Origin of the sequence: Fischerella sp. JS2 (genome assembly GCF_032393985.1) — a bacterium.
Lineage (GTDB): Bacteria > Cyanobacteriota > Cyanobacteriia > Cyanobacteriales > Nostocaceae > Fischerella.
Genome location: NZ_CP135918.1, coordinates 5,233,035 through 5,245,336, shown reverse-complemented (window position 1 = coordinate 5,245,336; position 12,302 = coordinate 5,233,035). Strand labels below are relative to the sequence as shown.

Here is a 12,302-nt window from a genome sequence, read left to right as displayed (position 1 = left end):
CAAATTAACTAAATCCATAGTTGTATCCATTACGAGACGCAGCTAAGTAGTTAGATGTTTATGCGGCTTAATTGGATAAAGTCGAACTCAGACATCCTCTTAAGTCTCGATAGATACTTCATGTTTCTGGCAAATGTAATCAACGATTTGTTGCACCGTTAAAAGTTTTCCAGAAACTTCATTGGAAATTTTAATCTTGAAAGCATCTTCTAAAGCTATGACTAATTCTAATGTATCTAAAGAATCAGTTTTCAAGTCATTGATAAAATTTACTGTTGGAGTTACTTGATCTGGCTCAAGTTTTAGTTTAGCTACAAGAATAGCACTTACTTTTTCAAAAATTTCTTGGTTTTTCGATCTGTTACACTGAATTGTTGCTTTCACATCGTCCATAAGGCTTCCAATGTCTTTCAATATTATCAAGATTCGCTGATATTGCTCAACTTCCTCATCATTGAGAAGATGGTATTCTCGATCTTTAAGCCAGTGATTACAAATTTTAGAACCATCAATTTCGTGATTTGAAAGCTGCATCAGTATTTCTAGCGAATCCTGTAAGTATTGGCTTATGTCTTTGGTAATTGTGGTATCTGCTTCGTCAGTGATTGGTATTACAGAATTTTCCATAAAGGTAGTAGGAATATTTCCTGAATTGTTTGTAGTAGGTGTCCTATTCCTCAAATTTTTTAAAAACTAGGATGACATTATGTGCAATGAAAACAAAGGAATTAGAAAGGGCAACCTTACATTTAAGTAATACCTCAAAGCCTTGTTGCTATAGCGTTTACTACGCTTGTCCACGCCTGAGTGTTAACTTTTTTCCAAATCCCATCATTCTCTCACAGTGCCCTGAGGTAAAGCTTTTCTTTATTTTTATCTTGCGTTGTAAACTCTGCTTGCGAGCGTTTCTGACAATTCATTCATCATGGAATAGTGCTTGTCTTGGCTTAACAACGCTTTCAGGTGTTCTATGTCTTGCTCCAGAATTTGAATCCTGTTAACTAACAACTGAATTCTGTTTGCTTCTAGATCTGGCAACTTTGCATGGTCAAGCAAACCGATTGCTTCTCCTTTAAAACGGACTATTCGCCCCGGAACCCCCACTACTGTGCAATTAGAAGGAATATTTTGCAAAACAACAGAACCTGCACCTATGCGAACGTGATCTCCAATCTGGATATTTCCCAAAATCTTTACTCCTGCACCTATTACAGTATGCTGTCCTAAGGTTGGATGGCGTTTACCTATTTCTTTACCAGTACCACCAAGGGTAACTCCTTGATAAATTAAGGCATAGTCTCCTACAATCGCAGTTTCTCCAATTACAACTCCCATGCCGTGGTCAATGAAAACATACTTGCCAATTTTTGCTCCTGGGTGAATCTCAATTCCGGTCAATAACCGACTTAGGTGAGAAATCAAGCGAGCAATAAAACACATCTTTAAGCAATACAACCAGTGCGCGACACGATAACAAAATAGTGCATGCAAACCAGGATAGCAAAACAGCACTTCTAACCAATTACATGCAGCTGGATCTCGCTCAAAAATAATTTGAAAGTCAGTTTTTAGAGTGTTTAGCAGCATCATTGTAAACTACAGCATTTGATAATGGTTCCTTGGTTTTGCTCCGTAGCTAGTTTGTATGCTAAATCTCCTAAAGCAAGGTCAAGTATATCAAGTCTAAAAGAACTGAATATAGTAATGTTATTATCTTGCTTTAATGAAACTCTCATTCGCTCGTAATGATAGAAACTAAATCTTCATAAGCACTACATTTACTCCATAAGTCATCATAAATATAACGCTTTTGACGTTCTCAAAAAGTCAGTTTTTCTTCGATTTTCAAACTAATAAAACAGAGACATTAGACATCCTATATCCTTAATGCTTATCTGTTAATTGTAGAGATATAGTATTACCCACTAATTAAATCTAAAGTATAAAAATTAGAAAAAAATCACCATAAAATTCCCGTATACAATTTTTATTTATTATAAAAACACAACTAAATTTAGAGTTCATTAATTAGCATAAAGCTACCCAAAAGGATTACTACAACCAACACTAAGCATAGCGAATATCAAAAAAAGTATTTAAAATAATCATAAGCTGACTAAATAAAATAGCTAAAAATAATAGATTTCCTCTACGTATACTTGTTGTTAATTTTTCAATCACTTCTGTTGGTAAAGGTATTACAGCATTAGGAGGAAAAGCATAGAAACGTTATTTTTGAGCAAATAAATCTGTCCAACCATTTTCTTGACACTACTTTTTAAGATTTTTGTCATGTAAATTGTCTCTATTCATTATTACTTACCATTTTTGGTAATACGTTCTTTTCTACCAATGTATTGACCATGAATACTGACCATATAAGGAACTATGTAAGTCAAAGTTCCAGAAATCCAACGTTCAGATCTCATCTGACCAGTTAACAATGCCCAACCATGATTGATCGTGAATAGGAGAGATCCTATAAATAGCGCTACTTTAAAGGCAGTAGGCATTAATTGGCGATCAAATAAGCTAGATAGATAGCCTCCTATAATGTTCCTATGCTTCATTTTGTAACTTTCCTTAAAGTAGTAATTAACAACAATAGAAGATATTCACAATTATGTAGTTGCATTGAATTCATATCATGTTGTGTTGCAAAGAATTAAACTTTTCTGATTGTAGGAGCATTTAAATAGAGTTGAGGATTTTCAGGATCAAATTCCAAACCATTAAAAAATTTCTCTACGCCTCGTGATGTACTGGGTGGAATTGCCTTTTCTTGACCAATGAATTTTGCTGCTTCTCGCCATAAATCTTCGCGATTTACAGCCTCAATTAAAGGTTTGGTTTCAAATTCTGGTGAGCGATACCCCCAGCGCATATCTTCAATGAAAAACCACAAATCATGACTTTTGTAAGGATAAGAAGCATTTTCACGCCAGAATTTAATAGCATGAGGACTATTTTCTACAACACGCCCATTTCCATAATCAAACTTGCCTAACAAGCGATCGCGCAGTAAATCACCGATGATTCCGATCCACTGTCGTTGTGACAAAATCTCAAACATTTCCTCCTTATTTTCTGCCTTGTCACACCACATTTGAGCTTCCAAGACTGCTGCTAGAAGTGCTTTAGCTGCTTTGGGATGCTTATCTACCCAATCACCACGCATTGCAAGTGCTTTTTCCGGGTGATTGTTCCACAACTCGCCACTAGTTACAGCTGAGTATCCAAGCCTCTTTTTGATTAAACGATGATGCCACGGATCGACCACGCAAAAGCCTTCCATCGTACCACCTCGCATATTTGCTACCATTTGCGGTGGTGGTACTACAATCAGGGATGCATCTCGTTCTGGGTCGATACCAGCGTAAGCTAGCCACCAGCGCATGAAAAAATCCCCTGTTACCCGTCGATAGGGAATAGCAAAGCGGGAAATTTCTCCATGTAAAGCCTTCTGAGCTAAAACTGATTTGAGCGCAAAGCCGTCTAAGCCCAGGTTTAAATGTTTATAGGTATTGGCAAGTGAAATCCCCTGTCCATTGACATTCAGCCGAGCCAATATGTACATAGGAGTTTTACGACCATAGCTAATCTCTCCTGTAGCAATCAGATATGCCATAGGAAAGAGCAAATGAGCGCCATCCAAACCACCATCACTTGAACCTAACATCAGTTTGTCACGCATCACAGCCCAAGAAGGCTGCTTGAGAACCTGGACATCAGGCATACCATACTTAGTAAAAAAGCCTTTAGCTTTAGCAATGATTAAAGGACAACTACTAGTTACAGGGATAAAGCCCAGAGTACCTTTTGTGATCTCAGGAGTATCACTATAACCAGCATATACACCTGAACTCAACTGGTTGAAAGTGGAGCCAGGGGAGGCACGATGGCTTATGGTTTGAGTCAGCAGGGCTGCTGCACTTGTTGTTAGTAAAAATTTGCGTCTGGAAAACTTTGTCACATCAATTCACCTTTTGTAAAGTGAAGAATGAGTCTCAAAATTGGTTTACCAATCAAAGTTTATGTAGCGAAGTACTAAACTGGGTCTGGCAAAATGTTTTCAATTTGGTTTTCTATATACTTGACTTGCTGCTGTTTATGCAGGAATTGCATCAGATCATGGCGCAGCAAATGATATTTACTGCTATCCATAATCTCTGTTGAAAGTCGAGGATACGGAAATGGTACTTTTAAAGTTTGCTCGATTGTCGCACCAGGGCCGCTTTTCAACATCACTACATGATTAGAAAGCAATAATGCTTCATCTACATCATGAGTAACCATCATAGCAGTAATATTATTTGTATTACATATATGCATCAACTCAACTTGCAAATTACCACGGGTTAGTGCATCCAAAGCTCCAAACGGTTCATCCAACAATAGTAGCTTAGGCTTAATAGCTAAGGCACGCGCCAGTGCTACTCGTTGTTTCATACCCCCAGAAAGTTGTGTTGGTTTCTTGTGAATGGCATCTTTCAGCCCTACCATTTCCAAGGTATGGGCAATCAACTGATAGCGTTCTTTCTTGGATTTGTGATGCATTACTTTATTAACAGCTAAGGCAACATTATCCCAAGCGGTTAACCAAGGTAAGAGGGAATAGTTCTGAAACACCATCATGCGATCTGAACCAGGCCTACGTACAAGTTGACCATCAACTTGTACATAACCTTGGGTTGGTTTATCCAATCCAGCCACAATATTGAGTAAAGTAGACTTGCCACAACCTGAATGACCAATCAAGGAAACAAATTCTCCTGGTCTGATATTCAAATCTATGTTTTTGAGGACAAGATTTTTGCTACCGTCGGATAGTTTAAATTCCTTTTCTATCCCTCTAATTTCAACAAAACTAGACATTGCTTGTTCTCCTTGTTATGTCTTGAAAGCTTACTCTTGTGGAGTTAATTTGAAGGATAGATAAGCCATGATCTTGTCTAGAAGTAGACCAACTGTACCTAAATAAATAATTGCCAAGATGAGTTCACTAATGTTTGAGTTATTGTAAGCATCTATGATGAAAAAGCCTATTCCGTCGTAAGCCAGCAGCATCTCAGCTGCAACAACAGCTAACCAAGACAAACCAAGCGCAATCCTTAATCCTGTAAAAATGTAGGGAAGTGTGGCAGGTAATAGAATTTTGAAAAAATTCTCAAAAACTGTGAGTCCTAAAATTTTGGAGACATTACTGTAATCTTTAGGAATGAGCTGTACACCCAAGGCAGTATTGAGGATAATTGGCCAAATTGCCGTAATAAAAATTACAAAGATTGCTGAAGGATCTGGTTTCAGAAAGATAGCTTGAGCAAGAGGTAGCCAAGCTAGAGGTGCGACCGGACGCAACAGTTGAATGATGGGGTCGATCGCTTCTTTAATGAACTTGTTCAAACTGATGATAAAACCAACAGAAATGCCTACAATTGCTGCTAGAGAATAGCCAAAAATAACTCGTTCCAGACTAGCAAGAATCAGCCAAAAAAAACCTTTGTTATTGCCTCCTTTGTTAAAAAAGGGATCGATAATTAAACCCCAAGTATTAGTTATAACTTGAAATGGACAAGGTAGTGATGTTTCAGGATTTAAACTCAGTAAATGCCATACAATCAACATGACTGCTATACCAAAAGCAGGTGCAATAATTGACTTAACTTGATTGTGGGAAATTAAGTTTTGAGTGTTTATCAACATTGAGTATTACCTTCTCAGTTAATAAAAGGTTAATGATGATAATTTCGTAATTTATTGTTTAGGAATTCCAAAAAAAATTATTCAATCAATAAACTACATCAAAATGCAGAAAATACAAGGAAATAATGAATAAATGGGGTTTATGCGTTAACCTGACGGGTATTTTTATTTGTTCTTTGTTATCCGTTATGTTTTAATTTGAGAAAAGCGATCGCTATTTCCTTCAATCTAATTTAGCTAGCTTCAGGCTGTTGTGATCGCTGATAAATATTAGAGTAAAGTTTGAGGTTTAATTTGTCTGACAGCTTGTAAATCAAAAAAGTCAATCATCCAACCTTCAAGCAATAGTTACAGCTATTTCTTGGAAGCGTTGATCGAGCCTTTGCGATACTTTCAAGATAAATTCGTTGTCGAATTGAGATAATATCGACGATAGTTTATCATAGGTAATATGAGTCTTACCTTCATAATCGTCGTACACAAGCAATCTTGGAGGAACGTAAAGACCAACCACAGGATTTTGTTCGATCATTTGGTTTGCGATTAGTGGGTTGCCAAGCAAATAGAGTTTGACATTCTTAGCCTTACCCATGAGGGACAAAAGTCCACCCGTATTGAACATGGCAAGTTTCATAAAACCGCTTTGACCCAACATTGATTCGACTACACTTTCGACCTGCTCAAAAGGAGCTTTAGCAGCAACAAGTTCTTCAAAGACGCTGTATTTACCGTCGCCAACTATAGACTCGATCGCATCGATTACTTCTTGAAATGGCTTTTCTGAGGATACAATTATACGTGTGACCGTATAATTAACGGTTTGCACGCCCTCAACTTGAATGTTCACATCAACAGCTTCCATGGATTTCTCCTTGAGTTTCTATGTAATATATGCAGAAAAAAATTAGGTAAATTTTTGTGCAGTTCACAAGCTTATTTTTTCTTTGGTCTCTACCCCTCCAGTTAAAAACAAATAAATAAATCGGCGTCACTGAATTGAAGTATGAATCCGGATATAGTGAAAGTACAGTGCTACGTCTCTACAACGATTTTGGTATTATGCAAAATCATTTTCATAAATGGAATCAGCAACGCCCTTAAATCAATCCCTCGCAATTAAAAACCTTATTTTCAAGCCCTAGACTTTCACAAATCCCTAGCATCTGTGTAAATGATGTTATTTTTAGACAACACAGATTAACTGAGCAATTCTAAATTTCACTAGTACCAACCCAATTCTTTAGCTTTGATTGATACTGATAATTCTTGAACTCTTCCCGTGTCTTAGCAACGATACTATTTGAGGGCTGATTACTTAATTTCAGTTTGTGTATTAATTCGGCGATCAACATTACTAACCCTGTCAACAGTAGACGCACAATCTGGAAAATGTTGCGGGGTCTGAGCAGGCCTATAAGACCAAACCCTTTCCATTGCAACATAATAAACCAAATTACTATATAGAAGCAGTAGGCTCTGAGTCCGGCAAAAACATTAAGTTTTCCAGGCTCTAATTTTGCATTCTCCAGAAAGTTATCAAAGAATTTATCTGGATGATAACCCCCGACTAACTGATCAGCTCGTAGCTGATCCATAAATCCAATGTTTGTCCTGCGTTCAGCCAAATCATTCAGCTGTTGGAGCGTATCTACCCAAAAACTACTATTAATTTTGAAAAATATCAGAGCTAGACGAGAAAACAATAAGTCTAAGTGCCATTTACCAACGTATATTGGTAGTAATGTGTTAAACCACACCATATAGTTCCCATAAAGTCGCCAACTCATGATACTGGCGTTACCAACTTGCTTTTCCTGATTACTAACAGCAAGGTTCATAAAGCGAGCAACGGCAAGATTAAAGTGATTGTAAGCATCCCGTCTGGTTTCCGCATCTTTTTCATTTCCCAGCTTGGCACAAATAATCTCAGTTACAGACTCGATCGCTATACAAGACATTGTTGTTCCAGTACTGTAGAGCGCGTCAAAGTTGCTAGCTGCATCTCCTATGACATACCAATTGTCACGAGAAAACATCTTTTTACTTGTATGAGCGATTCTCGGCCAGTAATTAAACTCAACGTGTTCACCACTCTGGAGGAGTTTGTAAACTAGATTATGGTTGGCTTTTAGGAAAGCATAAAACTTTTCTTTGGTGTTAACCAATTCAGATGGAATCACGTCTGGATGATGAATTATTCCAACCGATAACTCTTTTGTTTCAGTATTCAGGGGAATCATCCATAACCAGTGACCTTTGCCCATCCAATGATTGGTAGCATAGTAACGACTTTCCAAACTCTCTGTGGAATATACACTGTTGTCAAAAATAGTACGGTCTACATTCTTGACTAACACCCATCCCGAACTTGGTTTAATATTAATAGGTAGCTCTTTCGGATGCAATAAGAGGTTATCAGTTTTACGCCCAATGATAAACTTGCGACCTGCTGCATCAATTAAGTGTTTTGCTTTTAACTGTATATAATTATCGTGGAGCTTAACCTTAACAGTATTGAGTTCATCTTCTGGAGTTAAGTCTACATCAACAACACGACCATTATAGAAATGCGCTCCCATCTGCTTGTTCATTTCCAGCACATCTTGATCAAACTTCAAGCGATTCAAATGAAAAGATGGAATTGTTAGTTGTCGGTTAACCCAGATGTTGTAATAGTCATCCAATGATTCTGTTTTGTCTACATCTTTTGGCCAATGCCAGTTAAGACCTGCTTTATGGGTATGCTGTTCCAGTAGATAATCATGGAGACCTAACTCGCTAAAGAGAAACATAGACGCCGCTTCCAAGGTTGATTCACCTGGTCTGTGGTTTACTTCAGATGAATCTTGAGAACGGGGATCAATAATAGCAAGTCGGATATTAGGGATTTTGAGCAATAAATGACGAGCTTGACAAACACCCGCATATCCTGCTCCCATAATCACGACATCATATTCAAGTTGTTGTTCAATTGTATTCATTATCGTCCTCCTGTCATTCGATTTTGGATTTTGGATTTTGGATTTTAGATTTTGGATTGACTCTACAGATAAATTTGCTTGCTCTGTACTATCCAAGAAGTATCGGTCAGCTTCAAAGTCTAGAATTCCTAATTCAGATGCTTGTAATATTGGAGAATCACCAACCTAGTTAGAAATTAGTTACAGATAAGATAAGCTCGATAGTTCTGCCATAGAGACTCAACAGGTGTCGATCCAATATTCGGTAGCTTTTCTGGAATCAAGTCTGTAGTATCTGTGACATTAGCAACTAGATCAGATAGAATCGCATTAGCCAATTCTACGTGGGCTGCTGGTATGCCTAGTATTCTACGGAACTTAGCAGCACAGGACGCTCCTTGTGCTAACGCTGGAAGATAAGCTCCGGCTGCGGTTCCTAAAGCTTCTAAAGTTTCACGTTGCACACCACCAATAGAACTACATGCATAGCCAATACCACACCACAGATCAGGCTGTCTGCTAGGAGAGAAAGTTGCAATCGTTTCTTGAATATGAGTGACATCACCAACATCTATCACCCAAATACTACGGCCTAATCCCTGATCAAAAATGCGACCAATATAACCACAGAAGTATTCAGGTCTTGGTTGACCATAGAGATAGTCTTGCCAGTGAAGCATACCACATTGAAAGCCATAGCCATCAGCGATCGCCCAAACCCGTAAAGGGTTAAATGGCTCTAAATAGGATGTGATGAATGGATCGAGTGGCAGTTGCTCCGTTGCTAGCAGCACACCCACCCCTAAGAAAACCATAATTTGGTAAGCTACACTCGTGCCTGTGACAAAAGCCTCTACTCGGTTTAATTTACCAGGTGTAATAATATCTTGCTTGGCGAGCGCCATCCCTACTCCTTCTAGCGCAAATCCAAGTAACTCAGGTTCTATTGCCTTCAGTTTAGCTAAAATTGTTTCTGGTTGTTCACCACTAGCAACTAGCTCGTTGATTCCCAGCAGAGTCCGCCGTACCTTGACAAATCGTTTCTTTTTTGCAGAATCAAATGCTTGAATTCCACGTACTTCTCTTGCTTTCAATAATGAAGCAAGCCAAGGATCCATTTTATCCATTTGAGTTTTCTCTAATATCTGTTCCGTCTGCGTCATTTTGATTCTCCTGTTTTCTATCTCAAAGAAGCTTTAGCCCTTACTAGTAGCAAAATTTGCATACAAATAAAGTATGAAGAGTAAATTAAGTGAGTAAAGCAATTTTTTTCTGACGTATAAGATGTATGCGGTAGGGTTGCCAGCTTTCTCGATTTAATGTAGTTCCATTTGTAGTTGCATTGATGGAGAGACTTTTTAACATCTTATTTATAGTCTCATCTGCTGTCTCAGTACCCGTACCGCAGAAAACCTGACAAGCCAGTTGTGTATATCTAGATGGATTTCCAAGCAATTGACGTGACTTGGTAGCTATAGCTGCTGCTTGAGTCAAAATCGTATCATAAGATCCTGCTGCCACTCTCAAGGCTTCTAGGGTTGATTGGTCTACACCACCAGCGTAGGCACAAGCGAAACCAAGTCCCCCCCATAAATTTACTTGTCTTTCTGGCGGGAAAGCACTGATAGTCTGTGAAATCAAAGTTACATCAGTACCGTTAATAAACCAAATGCTGCGCCCCATACCTTGATCAAAAACTTGAGAAGCATAACCAGTAAGTACTTCAGGTATTGGTTGACCTTGAAGATAATCTTGCCAATGGGTAAAACCATGCTGAAAGCCATAGCCATCGAGTACTAACCAACTCCTGATCAGGCTAAGAGATTTTAAATATGGTTCGATAGGCAACTTTTTGTTGCCCAGTATCAAACCTAACCCCACATACACAAAGTTCTCATAAGCTGCCCCAGGACCTTTGACAAAGGCCTCTACTCGATTGCAAACAGTAGGTGTAAATACATCCTGCTGGGCTAAACCAGTACCTACACCCTCTAAGGCAAATCCGAGCAATTCGGCTGAAACTGAATTTAGTTTAGGAATAATCGCCTCTAGTTCTTCAGTAGTAGTTGCTACTTGGTAGCCCAGACTGTAAGCACTATGTATACTTCCAAGACGCTGGGCTGCCTCAGCAGGCAGGGGGGGAACTCCACGTAGTTTTTTGGTTTCGGATAATATAATATCTTGTGTCACTTTTATTCTCCTGATTGAAATCGTGGAATCCAAATTCCGTGAAAACCGTAGGGAACTCGTTGCGGGATGAGAATACGAGCTACAGGTTCAGTAGTTAAATCTTGGGCATTCAACACTAGCAATTCAGAGGCTTGTTGTGTTGAATCATAAACAAAGGTCATTAACCAGCCATCATCCTCTGTATTGGCATTGGGGCGAGGGACAAAAACAGCTTCTCCACCAAAACGACCCGATCCCAACTCATATACCTGTGAGGAGTTGGTTGTCAAGTCATATTTCAGCAATCCGTCAAAGCTAAATGCTATCCTTTGCCCAGATGCCATTTTTGCTGTGTAAGCATATCGGCTTTGTCGCCCCAATCTTTGCTGATTCAGACTAGGAAAATCTGATGCTAGATCATCGAGTGGTTCTTCATAAACCGCACCTGTACGCAAATTGAATCGCCAACGGTACAGTCTTGGCTTATCATCCTGGTCATTACTAAATTTTGTTGGGATGTCAAGAGATGTTGTCCCACTCATCCGACAAGCAATGAGGACAATTTCTTCTCCAGCCTCATAAGCATTAACAGTATGGAAAATGTAGCAAGAAGGAGCCTCAAACCATTGAATATTACTGTTATCTCCATGCCGGGGAAGAATACCAAAGCGACTAGGAACATCTGACTCGAATAAGTATGCTGATTCTCCCCGCATGATTCTTTCCATGCTAAAAGTCAGAGGCAGATACATGAAAATAGTGTAGTGTTCAGTGATGGCGAAGTCATGCATCATCACTGGTGCTGGTATATCAATAGTTGCAGTTTTTGTTAATTCTCCCTCTCGTGACACAATACTATATTGCAGATATGGTTGCGAAGTCACCGCATAGCCATAGAACATCATCTCCCCTGTTTCCGGATCAACTTTGGGATGGGCTGTAAAGCGAGATGCAAGTTTACCTTGATAGTTACATGGCCCGACTGTCTCTAAGTTGGGTACTGCAATTTCGTAAGGTTCAGCTCCTTCCCACAGAGCTAAAAGTTTTCCAGCATGCCAAACTAAGGCAGTATTGGCAGTATTTTTGAAAGGCCCAAATAGATTATTAGGGGGAAGTTCAAAATTAGGTGGTTCTGTTGGTCCTTTCCATAGCGATCGCCCTGCTTCGATTTCCATTTTCAAAGCTCTAGTTTGCACGTAACGATTGCGATAGGAAGCTTTACCATGATTGATTTGCACTCCATGCAACATCCCATCACCATCAAACCATTGATGACGACCAAGAGGAGCAAACTTAGGATTTGGGCCATTGCGGACAAATATCCCGGATAAATCAGGTGGTAACTCACCAATGACTACGAGTTCATCAGCAGTAATTTCTTCCTGAACTGGAGCAAAATTGCCATCAAGATAAGGGCTGATTGTTGTTGTGACCATTTTTGTTCTTTTTGTTCTCTATAAGTCTTCTAAT

Annotated in this window: 11 protein-coding genes; all 11 read right to left on the bottom strand. The window is 38.9% G+C overall.

Features of this window, described 5'->3' with window-relative positions; all coding sequences use genetic code 11:
- Positions 1-99: 99 nt before the first annotated feature.
- Positions 100-627 (bottom strand): acyl carrier protein, encoded by a 528-nt coding sequence (gene acpP, locus RS893_RS30375; RefSeq protein WP_396336380.1) that lies wholly within the window; start codon positions 625-627, stop codon positions 100-102.
- 246 nt (positions 628-873) lie between these two features.
- Positions 874-1,584: a serine O-acetyltransferase gene (gene cysE / locus RS893_RS22230; RefSeq protein WP_315792075.1), complete on the bottom strand. Its 711-nt coding sequence runs from the start codon at positions 1,582-1,584 to the stop codon at positions 874-876.
- Positions 1,585-2,315: 731 nt separating this feature from the next.
- Positions 2,316-2,570, bottom strand: coding sequence for a nitrate/nitrite transporter NrtS (gene nrtS, locus RS893_RS22225; RefSeq protein WP_315787872.1), 255 nt, complete (start codon positions 2,568-2,570; stop codon positions 2,316-2,318).
- Between the two features lie 95 nt (positions 2,571-2,665).
- The gene (locus tag RS893_RS22220) at positions 2,666-3,973 is read right to left on the bottom strand and encodes a CmpA/NrtA family ABC transporter substrate-binding protein (RefSeq protein WP_315787871.1); all 1,308 of its coding nucleotides are present in this window, start codon (positions 3,971-3,973) and stop codon (positions 2,666-2,668) included.
- Positions 3,974-4,047: 74 nt separating this feature from the next.
- On the bottom strand, positions 4,048-4,875 hold the full coding sequence (locus RS893_RS22215; RefSeq protein ID WP_315787870.1) for a nitrate ABC transporter ATP-binding protein: 828 nt from the start codon (positions 4,873-4,875) through the stop codon (positions 4,048-4,050).
- Between the two features lie 30 nt (positions 4,876-4,905).
- Positions 4,906-5,703, bottom strand: coding sequence for a nitrate ABC transporter permease (gene ntrB / locus RS893_RS22210; protein ID WP_315787869.1), 798 nt, complete (start codon positions 5,701-5,703; stop codon positions 4,906-4,908).
- A 337-nt stretch (positions 5,704-6,040) separates the two neighbouring features.
- Positions 6,041-6,565, bottom strand: coding sequence for a DUF302 domain-containing protein (locus tag RS893_RS22205; RefSeq protein WP_315787868.1), 525 nt, complete (start codon positions 6,563-6,565; stop codon positions 6,041-6,043).
- A gap of 349 nt (positions 6,566-6,914) precedes the next feature.
- A complete protein-coding gene (locus RS893_RS22200; RefSeq protein WP_315787867.1) occupies positions 6,915-8,684 on the bottom strand; it encodes an NAD(P)/FAD-dependent oxidoreductase in 1,770 nt (589 codons plus the stop codon).
- A gap of 176 nt (positions 8,685-8,860) precedes the next feature.
- Complete coding sequence (locus RS893_RS22195) at positions 8,861-9,826, bottom strand: DUF1702 family protein (RefSeq protein ID WP_315787866.1); 966 nt, start codon at positions 9,824-9,826, stop codon at positions 8,861-8,863.
- Between the two features lie 85 nt (positions 9,827-9,911).
- On the bottom strand, positions 9,912-10,853 hold the full coding sequence (locus RS893_RS22190) for a DUF1702 family protein (RefSeq protein WP_315787865.1): 942 nt from the start codon (positions 10,851-10,853) through the stop codon (positions 9,912-9,914).
- A 2-nt stretch (positions 10,854-10,855) separates the two neighbouring features.
- Positions 10,856-12,268 carry a carotenoid oxygenase family protein gene (locus tag RS893_RS22185; RefSeq protein ID WP_315787864.1) on the bottom strand — a complete coding sequence of 471 codons (1,413 nt, stop codon included), beginning with the start codon at positions 12,266-12,268 and terminating at the stop codon, positions 10,856-10,858.
- Between the last annotated feature and the right edge of the window lie 34 nt (positions 12,269-12,302).

Excerpts from the sequence above, each read along its gene's own strand:
- acpP (WP_396336380.1), bottom strand. The coding sequence starts at position 627 with ATGGAAAATTCTGTAATACCAATCACTGACGAAGCAGATACCACAATT.
- nrtS (WP_315787872.1), bottom strand. The coding sequence starts at position 2,570 with ATGAAGCATAGGAACATTATAGGAGGCTATCTATCTAGCTTATTTGAT.
- RS893_RS22215 (WP_315787870.1), bottom strand. The coding sequence starts at position 4,875 with ATGTCTAGTTTTGTTGAAATTAGAGGGATAGAAAAGGAATTTAAACTA.
- ntrB (WP_315787869.1), bottom strand. The coding sequence starts at position 5,703 with ATGTTGATAAACACTCAAAACTTAATTTCCCACAATCAAGTTAAGTCA.
- RS893_RS22205 (WP_315787868.1), bottom strand. The coding sequence starts at position 6,565 with ATGGAAGCTGTTGATGTGAACATTCAAGTTGAGGGCGTGCAAACCGTT.
- RS893_RS22200 (WP_315787867.1), bottom strand. The coding sequence starts at position 8,684 with ATGAATACAATTGAACAACAACTTGAATATGATGTCGTGATTATGGGA.
- RS893_RS22195 (WP_315787866.1), bottom strand. The coding sequence starts at position 9,826 with ATGACGCAGACGGAACAGATATTAGAGAAAACTCAAATGGATAAAATG.
- RS893_RS22185 (WP_315787864.1), bottom strand. The coding sequence starts at position 12,268 with ATGGTCACAACAACAATCAGCCCTTATCTTGATGGCAATTTTGCTCCA.